The following is a 22,739-nucleotide window of genomic DNA, read 5'->3' on the forward strand; positions in this document are numbered from 1 at the left end:
GCCGTAGGGAGAACTGAGAGCATGAAAAGACTTTTCTATCTGCTTGCCATTGCGTTGATTGCGTTTACTTCCTGCGCCAGGGATGATTCGAACAAGGTGTTGGCAAGGGTCGGGAGCAGAAAGATAACAGTGGGAGAATTCCGCGAAGCTTACGCCCAGATACCACCCGCATACCTGCCCAAGGAAGGCGGCATGGCCGCAAAGAAGCAGGTCTTGGACGACCTTATAAGCAAGGACCTTCTGACGCTCCAAGCGTACGAGCTGGGCCTGGATAAAGACAAGGGCCTGCTCGACAACGTGGAAAAGATGAAAGAGCAGGTCCTGCTGAAAGAGCTATACAATCGCGAAGTGGCTGCAAAAGCAAAGGCCACGGAGAAAGAGCTCAAGGAACGTTACGAACGGATGGCCCGCGAAGAGGAGATCCACGCCAGGCATATAGTTGTTGGCACGCCCGAGAAGGCACAGGAGGTGCTGAAAAAGGCCAGGGCCGGCGAGGACTTTGCCAAGCTTGCCGAGACGTACTCCGAGGATCCGTCCACCGCTTCAAATGGGGGAGACCTCGGATTTCTTGAGAAGGGCGCCATGTTGCCCCCCGAGTTTCAAGACGCCCTGTTCAAGCTGGAGGTCGGCCAGGTGAGCGACGTCGTCCAAACCAACTTCGGTTATCACATCATCAAGGCCGACGAGAAAAGGAAGAGAAAACTCGAACCTTTCGAACAGATGAAGGGCACAATCGAGTCGAACGTGGTCCAGGACAAGACGATGGAACTTGCCAAGAACTACGTGGAGAAGGTTAGAAAAGACTACCAATTCAAGATAAACGAGGTGAACATCAAGGCGTTGGTCGACGAGATAGCAGCGGCCGCCGCGCCCAACGGGATCAGCTTGACTGAGTTTTCCGGGCGTCTCGCCCCAGACCAGAAAGCCCGTCCCTTGGCCACAACAACCGTGGGCAACTACACAATCCGAGATTTCCTCACCAGCCTGCAGAACTCCGGTGCGAGCGCGCTTCCTCCGCAAGTCAACGTTGACCAGATCAAGAGGATAGTGGAAGCCGAAGCCATCACGAAGCCCTTGGTGGCAGACGCCAGGAAGATGGGTATAGAAAAGCAGAAGAGCGTTCGGAGCGACCTCGAACTTCTCAAGGAAAAGAAGATGCTTGAGATCCTCTACCAGAAGCAGATTCGGGATAAAGTCACCATTTCTGACGAGGAAATCGCTTCCTATTACGCCGCACACGCCCAAGAATACGGACAGCCCGCAACCGTGACTGTCGTAAAGCTAGTCGCCTATGACAAGAAGGCCGCTGATTCACTCGCCACTCTTGCCCGGCGAGGAGCGGACTTCGGCAAGCTAGTTGCGGAGAACTCCGTCGATCGTGAAAGCGCGACCCGCGGAGGGCGGGTGGAAGTTGGGGTGGGAACCGATCCCGTCATTGACTCGCTTACGCAAAAGATGAAGATCAACGACATCGCCGGTCCGGCTGTCACGGGCGAAGGCTTGGTGGTTATGAAGCTGCTTGAGAGGAAAAAGGAAGTAGTGACTCCTTTTGAGATTGCTCGACCCTACGCCAAGAGCGACCTCCAACGAAAGAAGGAGGAGGAAGGGTTCCAGGTCTTTCTCAAGAAGGCGCGCGACAAGTACAAGCCGTCTATCAACGAGAAGCTCTTAGCGGGGCTCAAGCTCGAAACTGCAACAACAAACGCGCCTAACTCACGGGCGCCTAAGTGAGCCCCACCATGAATGCGTGGGTGTCACTTGGAGTAGGAAACAAGGGGGTAAAGACCAAAATGAAGAAACTCACGTGTATCGTCCCCGCGACACTGATTTTGCTTCCGTTCGCACTTTTCCTGTTGGGTCTTCTCGCTCCTCCCGTGCACGCCGCCGATGTAGTGGAGGGCGTGGCGGTGGTTGTTGGAGATGAGATAATTCTTAAGAGCGAACTGGACGAACAGGTCGCGTTCTACTTGATTCAGGCGCAAGTCGATCCCGCGGATACGGCGAAAGTCAGCCAGGCGAAGAAAGAGATACTTGACAGAATGATCGACGCCAAGGTTATCGTAAATGAAGCCCGAAAGCGTCAACTGACCATCTCCAAGCAGGAGCTCGATCAGGCCGTCGAGGATGCGGTGAAGGAAGTCAAGACAAGGATGGGCTCCGAGGAAAAGTTCAAACTGGAGCTGGAGAAGGAAGGTCTCAACGAGGAGAAACTCAGGGACAAGTACCGGCAAGAGCTGGAATCCCAACTTCTGGCCATGAGGCTGGTGGAGAGAGAAGTCCGCGCTAAGGTCAAGGTGACGGACCAAGATGTTGACAACTTCTACAAGGAAAGAAAACAGGATCTTCCGAAGAAACCGGCCGAGGTCACACTGGCACAGATAGTGATACTCGCAGAGACGGACTCGGTCGTGGATAGAAAGGCGAGGGACAGGGCCGAGCAAGTACTCAGGGCCATCAGGGAAGGTCAGAACTTCGAGAAGCTGGCCGCTCAATACTCCGACGACCCAAGCGCCGAGAATGGTGGAGACGTGGGGGTCGTGCAAAAAGGGGATTTCGAAGAGAGTTTCGAGAAGGCCGCCTTTGTTCTCGAGCCTGACCAGGTTAGCGATCTGGTCCGGAGTCGTTTTGGCTATCACATAATTAAGATGGTCGAGAAGAGCGACCAGGGCTATCACGTGAAACACATTCTCATAAAAGTGGTGCCGACCGACGAAGCCGAGCAGAAGGCGAGAAGTCTCGCCACGGAGCTGAGGAAGAGAATCGAGGCCGGAGAGAGCTTTGAAGGCATTGCGACGAAATACTCCCAGGATAAGGAATCCGCGGCCAAGGGTGGAGTGGTAGGGAGCTACCCGGCGGATGGACTGGCCCCCGCCGTGAAGGCCGCGATAAAGGGTATTCCGGAGGGAGGCGTGAGCGAAGTAATTCCACTGGACGTCGGCTACCACATGCTCAAGGTGGTCGCAAAGACACCGGAGCGAGAATACACGTACGATGAGATAAAAGATCAACTGCGCCAGATGGTCATTCAGGAAAGGATGCAGAACAAGTACGAACAGTGGTTGGCCGAGATAAAGAAAAAGACCTTTATCGACGTGAAAGGCAGCTAGAGAGGCTCCTTGCGGATTGACCTGTTCCTAAAGAGGATTTGCATTGTGAAGAGCAGATCCGCCGCGGCAAGACTATGCGAGGAGGAAAAGGTGGCGGTCAACGGCAAGGCCGCCAAGAGCAGCAAGGCCGTCAAGCCAGAGGACGAAGTCTCCGTTGTCCTGGGCCCCAAGGAGCTTACCTTCTCGATTGTAGCCTTGCCTGAGGGCAATGTGAGCAAGGCCCAGGCGCCTTCCTTTTACAGAATAACAGGTTTGAAGCTAACTCCCGGGGTTTTCGAGTAGCACGGGATTTCTTGTTCCTTCTACTCTCACGCTCATCCCGATGAGAAATCCTTCTTCACCCATACCAATTGCGATCTCAATGGGCGACCCCCTCGGTGTGGGGCCTGAGGTGATACTGAAGGCCCTCCTCTCGAAGGAAGTCGCCGGCAAAGTGATACCTATTGTCGTTGGTGTCCCTTCCATCATGCGCAAAGCCGCACGGTTGGTGGGGGGGCGGGCTTCGATCAGACTTCTGTCGGGGGGCAAGGTTCACGAGGCTTCCGACGCAGGTGTGGTTTATGTGCTTGTCCCAAGAAATTTGTTGGGCACCGGAGAGTTAATGCGGCCAATCGGGCCTTCGCGCGCCGGAGAGTTCGCGTCTCGACTTGCTCAGAGAGGAGCCGTAGCCTCCGCCTGTGTGAAAGAGGCCGCCGGCCTCTGTATCCGGGGCCGCGCATCCGCGCTAGTTACGGCGCCGCTCTCAAAAGCGTCTCTCGGCGCAGCGGGAATCGGTCATTCCGGGCACACGGAGATGCTCAGAGATCTTTGCCGATGCAAAGACACCCTCATGATGTTCGCGCGAGGCAAGCACAGGGTTTCGCTCGTCACTACTCATATTCCCATCGGGAAGGTCAGGGGGGGTCTCACGCGACGACGTGTCGAGCGGGCAATCATGCTTACGAGCCGAGGCCTGGAGCTCCTTTTCAGTATCCCTGCCCCGAGGCTTGCCGTTCTTTCGCTGAATCCGCACAAAGGGGAGGACGGGCTCCTTGGTCGTGAGGAGGAAACCGTGATCGCACCGGCGATGGAGGTCGCCTCGAGGAAAGGTGTAAGTGTGTCCGGCCCGTTTGCCGCAGACAGTTTTTTCTCGCGCGGCGAGTGGAAGAGATTCGATGCCGTCGTCGCAATGTATCACGACCAGGGTCTCATAGCGGCAAAACTGATCGGCGGAGAAAGAGTCACGAACATCACTCTGGGGCTCCCGTTTGTGCGCACTTCCCCCGGTCATGGAGTGGCCGAGAACATCGCATGGAAGGGAATCGCCGAACCTCAGGGCATGATATCTGCAATCCTTCTTGCGGCGGAGCTCGCCCGAACTGTAAGATTGCCGCTGAAGTGGGACTGACGCGCACAACGGGCGCTCGGCCGAAGAGGTCCGGGCCAAGGCGTTGAATCCGGAACCTTGCATGCTACAGACAAGCAGGAGACAGAATTGATACGCTTTTTTCACGTGACGAAGACCTACCCCAACAACCGGATCGCACTCGATGACGTGAGTTTTGAAATGGATCCGGGCGAGCTTCTTTTCGTTGTCGGGCCGAGCGGCGCAGGCAAGAGCACGGTGCTCAAGATGATCTACATGGACCAAACGCCCACTTCGGGCCAGGTAATCGTCGGCCGCTTCCTCAGTACCACGATCTCCCGGCACAAGATTCCGGCGTTGAGAAGACAGGTGGGTACGGTTTTTCAGGATTTCAGGCTTATGCAGGACAGGACAGCCTTTGAAAACGTGGCTCTGTCTTTGAGAATTGCCGGCAGATTTTCCGGAACGGAGCTGAAACAAAAGATCATGAGTGTTCTGGGCAAAGTCGGTCTTTGCCACAGGCGGAATTCTTTTCCCGGGGAGCTGTCCGGCGGAGAGCAGCAGAGGGTTGCAATAGCAAGGGCGATCGTCAACAATCCCATGGTGTTGCTCGCCGATGAACCTACCGGCAATCTGGACGCGAGGGTGGGGGCAGACATCATTCAGCTCATCTGTGATATCAATACGGGTGGAACGGCCGTCATTGTTGCAACGCATGACGAGAACATTCCGAAAAAACTCGGCTGCAGGATTGCGAGAATTAGAGAAGGAAGACTGTCCGAATTGGGCGTAGGGGCGGTGGGAGGCTTCTCCGCCGCCGGGGAAGGGTCTGGGGGCACTGGCATGTTGGGCGGAGGGCGTTGATTTGATGCCGGCATTCACAAGCGAAATTTTCTATTTCCTTCGAGAAACCCTGCAGGGTCTTGGAAGGCACAAGTCTCTTTCCGCGGCCACGCTTGTGTCAAACGTGGCGACTTTTCTGGTGTTGGGCGTGATTCTCCTGGTGACGGCCAACGTCAGATCTGTCGCGAAGCAGCTCGAGGAGAGAAAGGGCATCGTCGCTTTCATTGAAGAAGGGGTTTCACAACAGAGGGCCGACTATCTGAAGTCGGAGATCGAAAAGCTCCCCCAGGTTGAAACGGTGACTTTCGTCAGCAAGGAGGAAGCGCTCGAGGAGTTCCGCAAGTCCCTCGGCAGGGAAGAACTCCTTGACGCTCTTGGTTCTAACCCGCTGCCTGCTTCCTTTGATGTCAGGCTGAGACAAAAGCAAAGAAGCGTCGAGAAGATCGAGGAAGTTGCCGCCTTCATCGGGAATCTTCAGGGGATCGAAGAGGTGAGCTTCGGCGGAGAGTGGACCCTGAGCCTTGACAGGATTTTGAGGACTCTCACTATTCTCAACATAATCATCGGTTCCATCGTCGGGCTTGCGGTCACCTTCATAGTTGCCAACACTGTTCGGCTGACCGTGCTGGCGCGGAAAGACAGCATCGAAATTATGAAAGTGGTAGGCGCGACCCGCAATTTCATAAGGACTCCCTTTCTTCTGGAAGGGATTCTTCACACGTCCTTCTCCGCCCTCCTGGCGCTGGCCATACTGTACTTCGCTCACAACGCCATGAGCCACAGACTCCCCGACGTGGCCTTCCTTTCTCCGTTGCTGATTGTTCTATTCATAGTCGTAGGTCTTGGAGCTGGAATAGTAGGGACTCATTTCTCAATCAACGAAGTTCTCCGTGAGAAGAAAGATTAGGTCCATCATATTTCTTGTCCTTTCGCTGGCGCTTGCCGTTTCCTCGCCTTCTCTCGGCCAGCAGGCTGCCCAGCCCGGTTCTCGACCCGCGAGTCAATCCGCCGCTCAGCCAAGCGCCCGGCCCGCCGGCCTGCCTGCTGCGCAACCAGGCACGCAACCCACCGAGCTCGAAAAACAGATTCGGGGACAGGAGAAAGAGCTTGAGCAGACGAAGAAAGAGCTCGAACAGAAACGCAAGAAAGCGCGACTGCTCATGGGGAAAGAGAAGACGGCCTTCCAGGCGTTGAAACGCACGGAGGAAGAGCTTCGGCTTACCGAGAAGTACGTGCAGAAGTTGACGAAAAGAGAAGAGACGTTTGAGAGAGAGCTGACGGCTACAAGAGACGAGGTGACCGGGGCGCGTGAGGCACTCAGGCTCCAGACGGAGCTTCTGGCGTGGAGGCTCAGAGAGATCTACAAGTATGGCCGGACGAACTCACTCGAGTTCTTGCTTTCATCTGAGTCTTTCGCGCAGTTGCTCAGCCGATTTCGCTATCTTGCACTTGTGGCGGAGAGCGACAGAAATCTCATGCAGGGATTCGACCATGAAAGGCTTCAGTTTGAAGCGAGCGAAGCCAAGTTGAGCCACCAGTTGGCCGGGGTTTCCTCTCTCAGGAACGAGAAAGAAAAGGAGAAGGGAAATCTACTCACGCTGAAGACGAGAAAACGCCAGACGGCCAGTCAGATTCAGAATGAACGAAGGAGCTACGAGGAAGCAGCGAAGGAGCTCGAAGGAGCGGCGGCCAGGATACAGGCCGTCCTTGAGCAACTGGAGAGAAGACGCAGGGAGGAACTCGCCAAGAAGATCCCCGCTCCGGAGTGGATGGCCCAGGCGGAGTTCGAGAAGAATCGTGGCACACTCAATTGGCCGGTTTCCGGGTCGATCACGGGCAAGTTTGGCAACAACACGCATCCGCGCTTTGGAACCACCACGTTCAATCCGGGCGTAGACATCTCCGCACCTTTAGGAACCGAGATAAGGGCCGTGGCGAAAGCACGCGTGGATTACTCAAGCTGGCTTGCCGGTCTTGGCAATTGCATCATACTTGACCACGGAGGAGGCTACTATACGATTTATGCACACGCCTCCGAGGTTTTCGTGAGAGTAGGGCAAGAAGTCGCTATCGGGCAGGCCATAGGAAAAGTAGGCGACAGCGGGTCTCTGAAGGGTAGCTGCCTCCATTTCGAGATAAGAAAAGGAAAGCAGGCGCTCGACCCGACGGCGTGGCTCAGGTAGGGAGGAAGTTGAATGGGTTTCAGGGACGTCATAAATCAGGAGCGGGCGAAGAAGTTCTTGAGCAACTGCATCGCCTCGGGTCGAATCGCGAACGGATACCTTTTCCATGGTCCCCGCGGCGTTGGAAAGTCCACCTTGGCCCTGGCGTTCGCCCAGGCTCTCAATTGCGACAACTGCGACCCCGAAGGATGTGGCGTCTGCCGTACCTGCGGCAGGATTGCCAGGTTCCATCATCCTGACGTCACGTTCATTTTTCCCACGTCCTCAAAGAACGAACAGGAAGAAATTGCGGGCACGTTCAAGAGCCGAAGCGAGAATCCTCTGTTTATTCACACATTTTCGGAAGCAGCCTACATAAAGATTAAGACGATTCAAAGCCTTCGAACGGATCTTGCGATGGGCGTGCGGGAAGGCAGGAGGCGGGTCGTCATCCTCGCGTACACCGAACGCATGATGCCGGAGGCTTCCAACTGTCTCCTCAAGATACTCGAGGAACCGATTGGCGGTGTCACCTTTGTGTTGACGGTGACAAGCCAGCACGTCCTTCTTCCAACGATTGTCTCGAGATGCCAGGCCGTCAAGTGCGACCCCCTCCCGGCAAGGGAAATCGAACGAGTTCTTGTTGAAAGAAAAGTGGCATCTCCCCAGGCGAGCGCGACTCTCGCCCGTCTTGCGGGAGGGAGCCTGTCAGTCGCTGTGGAATTAGCCGAGCAAGATATAGTAGAATATAGGAAACAGAGCTTGCACTACCTCAAGGAGATACAAAACGGGGAACCCGGGAAAATTCTCAAGATCGCCGAAGCGCTCGCGGCTCGAGGCGACAGGAACCAGGTCAGGATGTTCGCACACCTGGCACTCCTCTGGATGAGGGATCTGCTCTTGGTCAAATGCGGAGCAAGGGCGGCAGACATAGCGAATCCGGACATGACGGATTCCCTGAGGGGGGAGGCTTCCGGAGTAGAGTTCGCCGAGCTGAGAAGGCGAATAGAGATCCTCGAAGAAATAGTCTCTTCCATGGAGCGGCACGTAGAGCTTTCTTTACTTCTTTCTTCTTCCTTTCTTAGACTGGCTGGCGTTGTGAAGGAGCCTTCACGACCGCTGGACATATGGAGGCAGGTTGGTGGCTGAGAATGCGGCAAACGAGGTAGTAGAGATTCTCTTCAAGGGTGAGAGAAAGGACGTTTTCCTCAACCCTTCATCCGTACCCCTCACTATCGGAGAGCACGTGATTGTTCAGGTAGAAAGAGGGGAAGACATGGGAAAAGTGATTCAGAAGGGTGGGCTGGCGGAAGGAAAGGGTCGTTCCCGTCATCTCAGGCAGATAGTTCGCAAGGCGACCCAAGAGGACATGACGAAGCTGCAGGATAATGACAAGCTCGAAGAGGATGCTTTCCGGATATGTCAGGAAAGAATAGCCGCCCGCGAGCTCAGGATGAGACTCGTGGACGTGGAATGTCAATTCGACCGCAACAGGATAACTTTCTACTTCACGGCCGAGAAACGAGTGGATTTCCGAGAACTTGTCAAAGACCTGGCGGCCACTTTCAAGACAAGAATCGAGCTCCGTCAGATAGGCGTGCGCGACGAAGCGAGGAGGATGGGGGGGTACGGCGTCTGCGGAAAGAAGTACTGCTGTTCGACATTCCTGAGGGAATTCGAACCGGTGACTCTGAGGATGGCCAAGGAGCAGCAGCTTTCGTTGAGCCCCACGAAAATCTCCGGCGCGTGCGGACGCTTGATGTGCTGTCTCATGTATGAGGTTGATTTCTACAGGAACGAAGTCAAGAAATTTCCGAAGGTGGGAACGAAATTTCAGTTGGGCGAGACGGAGCTAACCGTAACAAGGCTGGATTTCTTTGACGAGGCAGTTTTTGCGCAGGATGCCGCCGGAGTCGAGAAGAGGCTTTCTCTCGATCAGGTACCCGTCCAGAGGCAGGAGAGGCCGCCGATGAGAAGGCGGAAAGGCCCGAGACGGGACGGCGACGGTCCAAGAAGGTAGGCGTAGAGAAGAAAGATGGGGCAAGACAAGTTTTTTCTTACAACGGCGATTGACTACGTGAACAACGTTCCACATCTAGGGACGGCCTACGAGAAGATTGCCGCCGATGCGATTGCAAGATTCAGGAGGCTTCTCGGCGAGGACACGTACTTCCTGATGGGAAACGATGAACACAGTGCCAACGTTGAGAAAGAGGCGGTGGCGAGGGGAATGGCACCGCAAGCCTACTGCGACAAGATGGCAGAGACCTTCGAGGGCATATGGAAAAAGCTCAACATCTCTTACGACGGATTCATAAGGACGACCGATCCAAGACACGCTAAGGCCGTCCAGAAGCTATTCACGAAAATTCACGAACAGGGAGACATATACACCGGAGCGTACGAAGGCTGGTATTGCTTGTCCTGTGAGGCTTTCTACACCGAGAAGGACCTGGTGGAAGGAAGGTGTCCCGTCCACAAGGCGGAACCCAAGTGGATTTCGGAGAAGAACCATTTCTTCAGACTCTCAAGATACCAGGACAGGCTGCTAGGGCACATCGAGGCGCATCCCGACTTCATTGTGCCGGAGATAAGGCGCAACGAGATCCTGAACGTCATCAAGTCGGGGCTCGAGGACGTCAGCGTTTCGCGGTCCAGCTTTCGATGGGGGATACCGCTGCCCATCGATGCATCGCAGACTATTTACGTCTGGTTCGACGCTCTCATCAACTACATTTCTGCAATCGGCTACGGCGACGACACGCCATTCTTCTCCAAACACTGGCCCGCCGACCTTCACATAATCGGCAAGGACATTACGCGCTTCCATTGCATTCTGTGGCCGGCGATGCTGATGAGCGCCGGCCTGGCCCTTCCCAGGACCATTCTCGGCCACGGATTCGTTTCGTTCAAGGGCGAACGAATGAGCAAGTCACTCGGGAACATCGTCAATCCTCTGGACGTGGTCGACAAGTTTGGGGCAGATCCATTGAGATACTACCTGCTCCGCGAAGTTCCTCTCGACAGAGACGGGGATTTTTCGTGGGAGCTCTTCGTAGAGAGATACAACGCCGATCTGGCCAACGACCTCGGTAATCTCTTGAGCAGAACGCTTGCCATGCTGGTGCGCTACAACGGAGGTCGCGTCGAGGACGCGCCGATCGATGGCGGGAAGCCAGGCGAACTCAAGGCGGTTGCAGAAAGTTGCATAGGCGAGTACGTCGGGTTCATGAAAAGTTACGAGGTGGACATGGCCGTTCAATCCACCTGGAGACTCATAAGGCGGGCCAACCAGTTTATCGAGGAAACCGCTCCCTGGCAGTTGGCAAAGGATCCCTCAAAGAGGGGGCTCCTTCTTTCCGTGCTGAACGGGCTGCTTGAGTCCATAAGGATCATTTCGGTTCTGCTTGTTCCGATAATGCCGGCAAAGGCGAGTGAGATGTGGAGGAGCGCACACTTTAGTGGTGCTCCAGACGACGGACAAATGCAGTCGTTGCGCTGGAGCGAGAAAGTCATCGAACCCGGTCGCGTGGTGACTCAGCCGGCGCCTCTCTTCCCCAGGATTACTACATAGTTGATCTTGCCCTTCAACGATTCGGGTGGGGAATTGGTAGACACTCACGTTCATCTCTTGAGCAGACAGTTCGGTCGCGACAGGGAAAGCGTGATCGAACGCGCCTTCCAAGCCGGGAACGAATTTCTCGTCGAGGTGGCCACAGATTTACTCACGAGCGAGCGCGCGGTCAACCTGGCTCTAAAGTTTGATGGAATCTACGCCGCTGTCGGCATACACCCTCACGACGCACAGACATTCGACGATAAGGCACTGGGACTTCTTGAAAAACTCGCCGGCAAACCCGGCGTCGTCGCCATTGGTGAGACGGGCCTGGATTTCTACAGGGACCTTTCCCCCAGGGACGTTCAGGCAAGAGTGTTCGCGGAACAAATATCTCTGGCGAGACGGCGTAATCTTCCGCTGGTCATCCACATCCGGAACGCGTACCACGAGGCCCTGGAAATCCTTGAAAGGGAACAAGCCTTTGAGGTCGGCGGTGTGCTTCACTGTTTTTCCGGTGACGCCGCGTCTGCCGAAAGGGCCCTCGGACTGGGTTTCGCGCTCGGCTTCGGAGGAACAATCACCTACGAAGGGAGTGGGAGCAGTCGGCTCGCGACAACCCTTCCGCTGAAGAACATTGTTCTGGAAACCGACTGTCCTTATCTCTCACCGGTACAACACAGGCAGGAGAGGAACGAGCCCGCCTACGTGGGCCTTGTGCTGGATTGCCTCGCCAAGCTCAGGGGCATTCCCAGAGAGAAGGTAGACGAGCTGACGACTCTAAACGCCCACGAGTTGTTTCGCGTCAAAAGGAGCCTCGTCTCAAGGAAGTCGAACCCGACGGACAAGAAGGACACAAGATGAGTCTTCCCGAGGCAAGTCCTCGCGCAACTCCTCTACTCGATCCCCATTCTGCTCGCCAGATTTTGCGCTCCAATGGGTTGAGGCCCCGCAAGAAGCTGGGCCAGAATTTTCTCGTGGATTCCAACGTATCAAAGAAGCTGGTCGGCATGCTCGCCCCACGCAGCGGAGAGGCATTTCTGGAGATCGGGGCCGGCCTCGGGGCGCTGACCCTGCCGCTGGCAGAGAGCGGGGCGAAAGTGTTCGCCGTGGAAATCGACCCGAGACTTACGCCATTACTGAGAGCGATTGTCGGCAGATTCGAGAACGTTCGGTTGATAGAGAAAGGCATTCTTGAGGTGGAGATCCCGGCCCTACTCGCACAGGCGGGCGTTCGTCGCATACACGTCCTGGGAAATCTGCCTTACAACATAACCACGCAGATACTGCTCTATCTCGTGGAGAATCGAAAACACATCGGGAAGGTTCTCGTCACAGTGCAGAAAGAGTACGCCGAGCGCCTGGTCGCGAAGCCAGGAACGCGCCTCCGTGGCTCTATCAGTGTGCTCGCGCAGTTCCATTCTACAATTGAGAAGATGATGGCGATCTCTCCGACCTGTTTTTTCCCCGAACCTGACGTAACCTCCACCGTTCTGAAGCTTGTGTTTCGCGAGGAACCGGCCATCAGGGTCAAAGACGAAGGCATCTTCAGGGACCTGGTGCGCGCGGCCTTTGCGCACAGAAGAAAGATGCTGCTCAATAGTATCGCCGAGTGGCTACGGCTCGGCAAGTCGAGGATCGCGGTGTTGCTCGAGGCCGCTCGCGTGGATGGCTCAAAGAGAGCGGAGCAGCTTACGTTGGAGGAATTGGCCAGAATTGCCGATGTTTTCTATGACGAGAGGCTTTCCTTTCCGGCGGAACGACGGTCGACAGAACGACACCGGGATGGCAGGTCGGGGATGGAATGAAAATAGAATCACCAGGTGAACGCGGAGCGAATACAGAGTGAGGACAGAGCGGGGACGAAGCGACTGTAGGACGAGGGCGCACAAGGCCGTGCGCCCGCGAGTGTTTTTCGCTGCTTTATGCGTGCTGGTGTCGGCGTTCGCCGCGTCGAGTCTCACTCCGGTCCAAGCTCAAACAAGTGGCGAAGCCGACGGTTCGGGGGAGCCGGAAGCGTCGATTGGGCCGATTACATACAACACCGGCTACACGCTCAACCGGACAACCGCCAACTGGGATCAAGACTTGAGTCTCGACTTCTCCGCGAGAGGCATTTCCGTGTTCACTCGGACAAACGGAACCGTATATTCCGACACGGAATCGAAGAGCAAAAGGCGAAACAGTGCAAGCAACCTGTCCATCAGTTACGCTGCGAGTGAACGGCTTTCCGTGGGACTCGATTTGGACATATCTCGTTACAACGACAATTTTCTCCGCAAGCAATACAACTCTGACCAAGTGTCAGCCAGAGCGGTGTATTCGCTTCCCAAGTCACGTGGGTTCTCAGCCGATCTGACCGCAACGGCGGGCTCTGTCAATGACGTGAAGCCCACATATAAGGGCTCGGGCACTACTTCCAGCCTGAAGCTCAACAGTAAATATTCTTTCGCTCTGCCCTGTACGTTACAGGTCAATGCGTCCGGCGATCTCGCCAACAGACGTTCGCAGGACTTGAGGACCGAATTCTTGACTCGCGATAAGGACGTCAAGGAATCGATTGACGCAACGCTGGGCGTGAAACCTCACAAAAGCACGGACATCCGCCTTGGGTTCAGCAATTCCAATAGCAGGCTTCAATACCCGCTCTCCGGACAGCAAGAAACCTGGACGTCCGCGTCGACGATCGTGAACGGCAACCTGGACTTCAAGGCAAGAGGAGACATTACGTTGACTGCCACAGGGAAATACAGTGACAGCGATGTGACCTACGATCTGGACAGGACGAAGTCCAGCACCTTTCTCTCAAAATCTATGTCCACACGGCTCAGCGTGCCCGCGATATTGGGGACGAGCGTCTCCTCCAACTTCGACATGGAAAATGCGCACAGTGTGATGGGGAGCGGACGAAACGGCGACATCAAGACAAGGACTCTCTCCGGAAGAATCGGGCGCCGCCTTACGTCCGGCATCTCTTCTGAAATAGTGGGAAGCATCAGTCTCGCCCAGTATTTCTTCTACGACGTGGGCAGCATCGGAGATGACAGAGACATTTACAAGGACGGCATCTCCGTCGGCGTGACGATTGGGAAGCCCGGCTCACCCTACAGCGGCTCTGCTACGATAAAGAGAGATCTCGAAGAGATGGTCTACGTTCGTTCGATGAATTCCGGCAACAACAGGAACGCGGAGATCTACTCCGCCACGGGTTCCTTCAGTTACAAGCGGGGTACGCTCACCTTCACGCAGATTGCGTCATCGACACTGAACTACACTCTGTTTCACTTTAGCGAGGACCAGAACGCGCTATCCAGAACGACGAGCATCTCCTCGATGGTGGATTTTCCCTGGACCAAGAAGGCGTCGTTCAAGCTGGCTCACACCTACAGATTACAGGACAGTGGACGCTACACGACTGTGGTGGGGGGAGGCAGTGACGTTTACCAAAGGTCAGGGGGCAGCGTTACGGAGGAGCTGAACCTGACGAGCGACTACAGCCTCACGAGCGATCTTAAGGTTTCAATTGGGCAAAAATTTCACCAATCGAGGAATTTTCGCTTCGTGAGCGGGGGAAAGAAGTATTCTTCTCCCGTGAGGCTTCTCGAGCTTCTGCAGAATCTGAGTTTGAGCTACAGTATGGGAGACAACGGCAGCGTCCAGATAACGGTGTCCAAAACACTTTCGGCTTTCGGTACGAGCTACTGGAATGCCGCGGCGGCACTTTCGCGGACTTTCTTCTAAGGTGGTTGCGTGATATGGTTTGCAGGATGAGATTCTGGGGCGCCTTTTCAATATTCGTTCTGGTTTCGGTTCTCGTTTGCGGCTGCGGGCTTTTCGAGCCTCGCACGCCGGAAGCTCCCGGGACCGGGGGTACGCCGTGGATACCGCCCACTGCACCGGAGACGGTGCTTGTCAACATTGAGAACTCCATGTACGGCAAGGTAATCGGCAACTACGTGCAGAACTTCACGGACGATCTGGCGTTTCATCCCGATCCTTCCGATTCTGTCGAACTGTCGGCAACGCAACCCACCGTCTATGACAACTGGACACTCGACGTGGAACGCACAGTCACGCAGGCGATATTCGATCAGGCGGCTCTCCTCGACCTGGCGTTTACACAGCGCGACGCGCCCGTCTACGTCGATTCAGACCACTGCGTTTTGTACTACACGTACCTGCTCCAAGTTACGCTCAAGACGGGCGGCACCGAGTACTTCCGCGGCCTCGTCGAATTCCACATGCGCAGAGAGGGCGGGTCGAACTGGTACGTCTACGTGTGGATAGACAAGAGAGACCCCGACTTTCTCAGCTCCAGGACGTGGGGTAACCTCAAGGGAACAAAGAGATAACGGGATTCGGCTCCGAGGCGCCCCTCTCCACTGCAATCAGTCGCTTCGAATTGAGTTTGACCGCGGCGCCAGGTGTGTGGTATAATACATGAGGACAGGACTGGAGTTCGGGCATGGACGTGGGGATATTTCTGGAGGACATCAAATGAGACGCAACTGCTTGGTTCCTTTCCTGTCGGCTCTCGTGTTCGTGCTGCTCCTCGCAGGGTGTTGGAATCCCTTCAAGCCGCCCGAAGAGCCAGATCCTGGCAACCCGCCCCCAGTAGAGCTTCTTCCTCGCACTACTCCACAGAACGTTCTATACAATCTCAGAGTGATTTACGGGACGAAGGACAACAGTGTGAACACTCCCGACGACGCTCATTCCCTTGCCCTCACGTACAGAGAGATCCTTTATCCCGGTTTCAAGTTCCACTTCCTGGCGGCCGACAAGCCACCCGAACTTCCTGAAGACTGGTGGGGTAGGAATGATGAAGTGGCCTCTTTCGACAGTCTCGTCACGAAGAGAGCACTCGGCATCGTCAACGAGATCCAACTCAGTTGGAGCCCCGGAGTAGCCCAAGAGGACAATAGGCTGGACGAGTATGGCGCGCTTCTTCACCCCGGTTGGATGCGTATTGATGTGACATCCATTCTTCTTGATGTCGTCCAGGGTGAAACCACGTATAGAGTCTCGAACGGCACGGCCAACCTCTGGTTCGCACCCGACCCGGCGGATACTACCTTGTGGGTCATTTCCGAATGGCAGGACTGGCAGCCCCTATGAGGAGTTGGGACTGACGCTCGGCAGGGGTAGAATAGAACTAGACGGCAGAGCGACTCTTTTCGCCGGCGCACACGCACTGCTTCTCGCGCCGCTTCTGATTCTTGTTCTTGCGGTGGGACGTCTGCCTTTCTGAAGACTTCTTTGTTCGCTCACCACCACTTTTCGTGCTTTTCCACGCTGCGACTCCAGAATGTCCCTCACACGGTTGTCATGAGATTCCAGGGCCCGTCTCACTCGATTGTCCCGGCGCGCCCGGCGCCCCTTCCCCTTTCGCTAAAGCCAAGCCTTTACTTTGTCGAAGAATAAGATGGGCTTGATGCATTGTAGGCCGGGGCGCCGACCTGGAAGAGTTGTGGTCACCGCCTCTCTCTTTCTTGTTTGGTGCCCCTGGCCGGCCTGTTTTGTTTGCCGCCCCTTCCGCCGCCTCGTCGTCCGCCGTGCCCGTTGGGGCGAGCCCCCGTTCCTGAGAGTCGCCTGCGCGCGCCCCACTCCATCGGTAGCCCACTCCTTGACACTCGGGCTTCCCGCGTTTAGTATGACTGGCCTAACGTTTACGCAGCATCGTCACGCGTCTGTGACGTAGCTTTGAAGGGTGTGCTCCGGAGGGAAGACCACGTTGGCGGCAAGAAACGCAAAGAGGGGCAGGTTGGCCAAGAAGACGCTCCTCCCAGTCGTTCTTCTGGTTGCGCTCATTCTTTCTCTCATGACGTTTTCGTTCCTCCGCACCGAGCGGGGAGAACGGATAGCACACAGAGCTGCACAGTCGGTACGCTGGGGAGCCAAGCGGACCGGCCCCGCCGAGTTTGGAGAGAGGCTACGGCAGATCGCGAAAGCGTATGCAGCCCGGCCTCAAGACATAAAGGTGCGCGCCGCAGGAAAGTTGTCACCGGAGAAATGGACGATTCACATTCCTGCAAACCAGTCTCTGCTCAAGTGTAATCTCGCAGTCACCGATGAAGTCGCTGCATCGAGGGGCAAAGTCGAAGATGCCGTCGAGCGCGTGTCAAGGGAGGGCAGCCAGTATCTGGAAATGAAGCTCTCCTTCGGCGGCAAGGTAACTCACATTGTCGTCTTTGACAGGTCGAAAGAGATCGCTCCGGTTCAACGCGCTTCTATCGCAATTGTGATAGACGATCTCGGTTACGGCGAGGAGCGTCTCGCGGATGAATTCCTCGCGCTGGACTATCCACTGACGTTCTCGGTCCTACCGGGATATCGGAAATCAAAGAGTGCGGCGGAGGCCGTTCTGGCCAAAGGGAAGGAATTGATTCTGCATCTTCCGATGGAACCCCACGGCTATCCTGGCATCAATCCCGGGAAAGCCCCCATTCTGGTCGACCTGTCCGGGGGTGAAATAAGGGCGAGAATCGCAAAGCATTTGAGCGGCCTTCCCAAAGTGTCTGGAATCTCAAGCCACATGGGTTCGCTCGCCACTCAAGACCCCGAGGTCATGAAGGCCGTCCTTGAAGACACAAAGGCGAGGGGCATGTTCTTCTTGGACAGCATGACCTCGCCGGGTTCCGTTGCCAAGAAAGTGGCGGCGCAGGTGGGAGCCCGATGTCTGCGCAGCGATCTTTTCCTGGACATGCAGTCAAGAGACGAAAAGAAGATAGCGAAAGTGTTCGAGAGAGCCGAGGGAATAGCTCTGTCAAAGGGCAAGGCGATTGTCATAGGTCATCTCTACGGCGGCACCCTGAAAGTGCTGAAGAACAAGCTCCCGGAACTGGAGAAGAAGGGAATAAAGTTGGTTCCCCTCTCCTCCTTTGCGAACGAGCCGGATCCTGTGCTATGATTCCGCCGAACCATCAAGGGGGAAGCAATGGTCGAGCTTAGCGTAAATGTTGACCACGTTGCCACCATCAGGGAGGCTCGCAAGGAACAGGAGCCGGATCCCGTTGCGGCAGCCATAGAAGCCGAGGTCGCGGGCGCCAGCGGGATCACCGTCCACTTGAGGGAAGATCGACGCCACATACAGGATCGGGATCTCAGGGTTTTGAGAGAGGTCGTCAAGACCACGCTCAATCTTGAAATGGCTGCTACCGAAGAAATGCTCTCAATTGCCATGGCTATTCGCCCCGACCAGGTGACATTCGTTCCCGAGAAACGGCAGGAACTCACCACCGAGGGTGGTTTGGATGTGGCCGGTCTTGAGGGGGGTGTTCAGAGGGCAATCTCGATGATACAAGAAGTCGGCATCAAGGTCAGCCTTTTCATCGATCCCGAACTCTCTCAGGTTCAGGCCGCGGCCAAGGTCAGGGCAAACTGCGTGGAAATTCACACCGGTCGTTACGCTGAAGCTTTCAAGACGTTGCAGGAAGACCTCGAGCTTGATAGGGTCATCAATGCAGCCTCGCTCGCTGCACGACTCGGGATGCGTGTACATGCCGGCCACGGCCTTGATTATCGCAACACCCGCAAGCTCGTCGAGACAGGCAAGGAAATCCGGGAAGTCAGCATCGGGCACGCGATTGTTGCGCGTGCGGTCTTCGTCGGGATGGCTCAAGCGGTGACGGAAATGCTTCGCCTTCTTTCGCATTGACATTGGGGGTCGAGCTCAGTATCGTAATAAGGTTATCGTTCGTTCTCTCGGTGTTTTCTGATTTTTCCTGACCTTGTAACAACTTGTTGTGTAACTAGGGGATGGGAGATGTATAAGAACCTAAAATGGAAAGCCCTTCTCGTAGCTTTAGTTGCCGTAGCCTCTATCTACTTCCTCATTCCATCCATAAGGTTGTACAGAATGAGCCCGCAGCAGAAGGCTGCCTTGACCCCCGAAGAAAGTGAATCTCTGAGAGATAAGTCCCTCAAACTGGGGCTGGACCTTCAGGGGGGTATGGATGTTGTCCTCGAGGTTGACAAGACTGGACTCAAGGAAGAAGAGGCCGCTGACGCAGTCGATCGTGCGATGGAAATCCTGAGGAACAGGATTGACCAGTTGGGCGTGACCGAGCCCCTCATTCAAAAGCAGGGCCAGAACAGAATACGCGTGCAGCTCCCCGGGCTTCTCGACCCCGAAAGGGCCAAGACCCTCATAGGACAGACCGCCATGCTTGAGTTTGTCCTCGTTGCAACGGCCGACGAAACCAAGGAACTCATTGACAGGCTGGACACCATTGTCGCTAAGAGAGTCCCGGCGGTCAGGGACACGGCGAAGTACCCTTATTTCGATCCTGCAAAGCCGATCTCCTCAAGAATGCTCACTATTGAATTCGGCGGCGTTTTCTTCAGCGAGGAGGACGCCCCGGATGTTCAGAAGTTCTTGGAAGAAGCAGGGACCGATTCGTCCTTGTCTCTCGATGCCAGGCTGGCCTGGAGTGCGGAACCCGAGAATTTCCAGGGAAGACCGGGAAGAGTGCTTTACTTCCTTAAGAAGAAACCGGAGCTGACCGGCTCCGAAGTTGCCGAGGCGAGGGTGGGGATTGGCCTTGATGCGGAAAGACCCAATGCTCCTGGCGTGACGTTGACCCTCACCCGAGCAGGTTCCGCGGTCTTCTCAAGGGTCACGGGTGCCAACATCGGCAGGCAACTGGCGATTGTCCTCGACGGAAAAGTCCGTTCCGCTCCAGTCATTAAGACCAAGATACCTCGTGGCGAGGCCTCGATCACCGGCAGCTTTACGGACGAAGAGGCCAAGGATCTCAGAATCGTCCTGCGGTCAGGAGCCCTGCCCGCCGCTCTTACGATGATAGAGGAAAGAACGGTGGGGCCGTCGCTAGGCCAGGATTCGATCGCAAAGGGAATAACCGCGGGCCTCGTAGGCACGCTGCTCGTTGTTGTTTTCATGTGCACTTACTACAGGCTGTCAGGCATCCTGGCGATTTTCGCCATGCTACTCAACGTCTGGTTTCTTCTTGCCGGGCTGGTCGCTATTCCCATGGCATTCAGGAGCGGCCCCGGCACTCTCACGTTGCCTGGTATCGCGGGCATTATTCTCACAATAGGAATGTCCGTGGATGCCAACGTTCTCATATTTGAGCGCATCCGCGAGGAGCTTCGTACTGGGAAAACCATCGCAAGGTCCATAGAATTCGGGTACGAACGGGCCTTTCGCACCATTCTTGATTCAAACGTGACCACACTAATCAGTTCCGCGGTTCTGTGGAAGTTCGGTACGGGGCCGATAAAAGGATTTGCCGTGACGTTGAGCATCGGCCTCATTGCCAACATGTTCACCGCGGTTTTTGTTACCAAGTTGATCTACGACGTGATTGTTTCCAGGCGGCGACTAGAGAGCCTCAGCATATAGAAGAGGGGTATCAGAATGTTCCAATTGTTCAAAGAAACGCACATCGGATTCATGGGGGCGAGGAAATACGCGTACGCGTTCTCCGCAATCCTCTTTGTTGCTACGATTGTTACTCTCGTCGCCCGGGGTGGGCCCAGAATGGGAGTGGACTTCACGGGCGGCACGGTGATCGAGGCCGTCCTGACGCCGAACGAGCCTGCGGATCGGGTTAGAAGCGCGCTCGACAAGGCCGGCATTCGCCAGGCCGAAATCCAGAGGGTGGGGACTGCGGGCGATTATCTGTTCAGATTCCAGCAGACAGGTGCGACGAAAGACCCGTTCGTTTCGATAAAGACGGCCATTCAAAACGAGATGCCGGGCACGGAGGTTGTGCTCAAGCGGGCGGATACCGTCGGGCCGAAGATCGGCAAAGAGCTGAGAAGCAAGGCCATCTGGGCCGTTCTGTTCGCCCTGGGCGGAATACTGATTTACGTTGGTCTGCGATACGAGTTCATCTTCGCCGTCGGTGCCGTCATATCACTTTTCCACGACGTCATAATAACACTCGGTGTCATGACTTTCTTGGGCAGAGAATTCACTCTCACCGTCCTCGCGGCCCTGTTGACGATAGCCGGATACTCCATCAACGATACCATCGTTGTCTTTGATCGCATTCGCGAGCAATCTCGTCTCATGAGGCGCGAGTCGCTGAAGGACGTGATCGACCTGAGCGTCAATCAGACCCTGAGCCGCACAATCCTCACCTCATTCACCGTGATCTTGACCGTGATTGCGCTGCTGGTTCTGGGTGGAGAGGTAATACGTGATTTCGCCCTCTGCATGTTGATAGGCGTTGGTTTTGGCACTTATTCCTCTACCTACGTGGCGAGCGCACTCGCGCTTGACATTCACGGCCCCGCAGCCAAGGGGATGCGGAGGTAACGGCTCGTGGGACGCTACCCCTTGACCTTGCCCTCGATCTTGCGGTGTCTTCGTGCGGTTCTCTCCGTCACGCTCGCGACCTGTTGTCTCACCTTGATCGCAGGCGGCGTGCCCGAAGCAGCGAGCTCCCCAGCCGACCCCGACACGAGTGGAGCGAGTCCTCGGGTAGAGGCAGAGGGGCGACAACTGCAGCGAGAGAGCAGTCCCCTCGTCACCCTAGCCGCGATAGAGCAAGCGTGGAACATGGGATGGGTGGACTCCATCGTTACCTTCTTCCCCGAGGGAAAGATCGCCCTGCGTCTTGACAAGAATGTGCCGGAGTCTGCGTCCTTTACTCAGAAGCAAGCGAGCTACATGCTCAGAGATTCCTTTCGGTACAGAATCACCGAGTCCTTCGAATTCCTTGAATTCAAATACAAGGCGAGCGGAAAGAAACCTCCCTTTGGCAAGGCTCAATGGTCATTTCGAAGAGAGCCGGCAGGCAAGACAATCGTTGCGAAAGTCCACGTTACACTCAGAAAAGAGGGAGAACGCTGGCTCATTTCGGGTATAAGAATCCAGGACTAGTCTTTGGAGTGGGCCGTGGTTACCCGCCGGAAGGCACGTTCTAGCGTTTGAGCGTCCTGCTTCCAGCTACCCCCTTTCTTACGAGAGAGAGCATCCGAGTCCTATGCGTGGTAGAAAGGTTCTTTCGGTTGGTCGATGCATTCCTGTGCTCGCCCTGCTCTCGGCCGCCATCATCGTCTCCTTGCTCGTAACGAGCAAGGCTAGTCAGGCGAGAACAGTAATCAAGAGGCCCGTTTACGATGGGTTCATTATCGCGAGAGTCAAGTACGGCGGAGGCGGTGACTGGTACGGTAACAAGACGTCGCTGAGAAACTTGCTCCGCGCCCTGAAGGAAAGGACGAGCGTCAAGGTGGCCTCCGACGACGAGGCGACCACCGGCATAATGGACGAGGATTTCTTCAATTACCCCTTTCTGTGGATATCGGGTCACGGGAACGTGCGGTTCACCAAGAAGGAAGTTGAGAGGCTGAGGAAACATCTCACGACGGGCGGGTTCTTGTTTGCCGACGATGACTACGGAATGGACAAGTCTTTCAGGGAACAGATGAAACTCGTGTTTCCGGACAAGGAACTTGTGGAGTTACCGTTTTCTCACCAGATCTATCACTGTTTCTACGATCTCCGCAATGGTCTGCCCAAGATTCACGAGCACGACGGCCTCCCTCCCCAGGGTGACGCGATTGTTCACGATGGAAGGGTTGTGGTATTCTATACGCATGAGGCGGATATTGGTGACGGGCTGGAAGACCCAGAAGTCCATAACGACCCTCCCGAGAAGAGGGAGGAAGCCTTGAAAATGGCGATAAATGTAGTCGTCTACTCGCTCACTCAGTAGCCGAGATTGGCGCAAACGATTCCGTGGCCGGCTCAAGAG

21 protein-coding genes are annotated in these 22,739 nt (G+C 55.6%); all 21 read left to right on the forward strand.

The genetic code is table 11. From position 1 onward, the window contains the following. The first annotated feature begins 21 nt into the window (after positions 1–21). The 21 genes from NTX17_08270 (at position 22) to NTX17_08370 (ending at position 22,700) form a co-directional block, all read left to right on the forward strand. A complete protein-coding gene (locus NTX17_08270; protein MCX5801365.1) occupies positions 22–1,731 on the forward strand; it encodes a peptidylprolyl isomerase in 1,710 nt (569 codons plus the stop codon). Positions 1,732–1,790: 59 nt separating this feature from the next. Continuing rightward, complete coding sequence (locus tag NTX17_08275; GenBank protein ID MCX5801366.1) at positions 1,791–3,107, forward strand: peptidylprolyl isomerase; 1,317 nt, start codon at positions 1,791–1,793, stop codon at positions 3,105–3,107. A gap of 9 nt (positions 3,108–3,116) precedes the next feature. Further along, positions 3,117–3,389, forward strand: a complete 273-nt coding sequence (locus NTX17_08280) for a S4 domain-containing protein (GenBank protein ID MCX5801367.1) — start codon at positions 3,117–3,119, stop codon at positions 3,387–3,389. A gap of 40 nt (positions 3,390–3,429) precedes the next feature. Continuing rightward, positions 3,430–4,494: a 4-hydroxythreonine-4-phosphate dehydrogenase PdxA gene (pdxA, locus tag NTX17_08285; GenBank protein MCX5801368.1), complete on the forward strand. Its 1,065-nt coding sequence runs from the start codon at positions 3,430–3,432 to the stop codon at positions 4,492–4,494. A gap of 87 nt (positions 4,495–4,581) precedes the next feature. Next, a complete protein-coding gene (locus NTX17_08290; protein ID MCX5801369.1) occupies positions 4,582–5,316 on the forward strand; it encodes an ATP-binding cassette domain-containing protein in 735 nt (244 codons plus the stop codon). Positions 5,317–5,320: 4 nt separating this feature from the next. Next, positions 5,321–6,202 carry a permease-like cell division protein FtsX gene (locus NTX17_08295; protein MCX5801370.1) on the forward strand — a complete coding sequence of 294 codons (882 nt, stop codon included), beginning with the start codon at positions 5,321–5,323 and terminating at the stop codon, positions 6,200–6,202. After that, positions 6,186–7,478 carry a peptidoglycan DD-metalloendopeptidase family protein gene (locus NTX17_08300; GenBank protein ID MCX5801371.1) on the forward strand — a complete coding sequence of 431 codons (1,293 nt, stop codon included), beginning with the start codon at positions 6,186–6,188 and terminating at the stop codon, positions 7,476–7,478. Before NTX17_08295 ends, NTX17_08300 begins: the two co-directional genes overlap by 17 nt. A 12-nt stretch (positions 7,479–7,490) precedes the next feature. Beyond that, positions 7,491–8,606, forward strand: coding sequence for a hypothetical protein (locus NTX17_08305; protein MCX5801372.1), 1,116 nt, complete (start codon positions 7,491–7,493; stop codon positions 8,604–8,606). Further along, positions 8,599–9,477 carry a regulatory iron-sulfur-containing complex subunit RicT gene (gene ricT / locus NTX17_08310; GenBank protein MCX5801373.1) on the forward strand — a complete coding sequence of 293 codons (879 nt, stop codon included), beginning with the start codon at positions 8,599–8,601 and terminating at the stop codon, positions 9,475–9,477. The genes NTX17_08305 and ricT overlap by 8 nt, the downstream gene beginning before the upstream one ends. 15 nt (positions 9,478–9,492) lie before the next feature. After that, on the forward strand, positions 9,493–11,031 hold the full coding sequence (metG, locus tag NTX17_08315; protein ID MCX5801374.1) for a methionine--tRNA ligase: 1,539 nt from the start codon (positions 9,493–9,495) through the stop codon (positions 11,029–11,031). A gap of 33 nt (positions 11,032–11,064) precedes the next feature. Next, complete coding sequence (locus NTX17_08320) at positions 11,065–11,877, forward strand: TatD family hydrolase (GenBank protein MCX5801375.1); 813 nt, start codon at positions 11,065–11,067, stop codon at positions 11,875–11,877. After that, complete coding sequence (gene rsmA, locus NTX17_08325) at positions 11,874–12,821, forward strand: 16S rRNA (adenine(1518)-N(6)/adenine(1519)-N(6))-dimethyltransferase RsmA (protein ID MCX5801376.1); 948 nt, start codon at positions 11,874–11,876, stop codon at positions 12,819–12,821. Before NTX17_08320 ends, rsmA begins: the two co-directional genes overlap by 4 nt. A 37-nt stretch (positions 12,822–12,858) precedes the next feature. After that, positions 12,859–14,754 carry a hypothetical protein gene (locus NTX17_08330; GenBank protein MCX5801377.1) on the forward strand — a complete coding sequence of 632 codons (1,896 nt, stop codon included), beginning with the start codon at positions 12,859–12,861 and terminating at the stop codon, positions 14,752–14,754. A gap of 14 nt (positions 14,755–14,768) precedes the next feature. Next, the gene (locus tag NTX17_08335) at positions 14,769–15,365 is read left to right on the forward strand and encodes a hypothetical protein (protein ID MCX5801378.1); all 597 of its coding nucleotides are present in this window, start codon (positions 14,769–14,771) and stop codon (positions 15,363–15,365) included. A gap of 145 nt (positions 15,366–15,510) precedes the next feature. Beyond that, positions 15,511–16,131: a hypothetical protein gene (locus tag NTX17_08340; GenBank protein ID MCX5801379.1), complete on the forward strand. Its 621-nt coding sequence runs from the start codon at positions 15,511–15,513 to the stop codon at positions 16,129–16,131. Between the two features lie 616 nt (positions 16,132–16,747). After that, a complete protein-coding gene (locus tag NTX17_08345; protein ID MCX5801380.1) occupies positions 16,748–17,923 on the forward strand; it encodes a divergent polysaccharide deacetylase family protein in 1,176 nt (391 codons plus the stop codon). A gap of 27 nt (positions 17,924–17,950) precedes the next feature. Next, positions 17,951–18,670: a pyridoxine 5'-phosphate synthase gene (locus tag NTX17_08350; protein ID MCX5801381.1), complete on the forward strand. Its 720-nt coding sequence runs from the start codon at positions 17,951–17,953 to the stop codon at positions 18,668–18,670. A gap of 108 nt (positions 18,671–18,778) precedes the next feature. Continuing rightward, entirely contained in the window at positions 18,779–20,377 is a 1,599-nt protein-coding gene (gene secD / locus NTX17_08355; protein ID MCX5801382.1) for a protein translocase subunit SecD, read from the forward strand. 15 nt (positions 20,378–20,392) lie between these two features. Continuing rightward, complete coding sequence (secF, locus tag NTX17_08360; GenBank protein ID MCX5801383.1) at positions 20,393–21,298, forward strand: protein translocase subunit SecF; 906 nt, start codon at positions 20,393–20,395, stop codon at positions 21,296–21,298. A 6-nt stretch (positions 21,299–21,304) separates the two neighbouring features. After that, a complete protein-coding gene (locus NTX17_08365) occupies positions 21,305–21,865 on the forward strand; it encodes a hypothetical protein (GenBank protein MCX5801384.1) in 561 nt (186 codons plus the stop codon). 103 nt (positions 21,866–21,968) lie between these two features. Then, positions 21,969–22,700, forward strand: a complete 732-nt coding sequence (locus NTX17_08370) for a DUF4159 domain-containing protein (protein ID MCX5801385.1) — start codon at positions 21,969–21,971, stop codon at positions 22,698–22,700. Positions 22,701–22,739 lie beyond the last annotated feature (39 nt).

It is taken from the genome of Candidatus Eisenbacteria bacterium, from assembly GCA_026388185.1.
Taxonomy (GTDB): domain Bacteria; phylum Eisenbacteria; class RBG-16-71-46; order JAFGJU01; family JAFGJU01; genus JAPLKG01.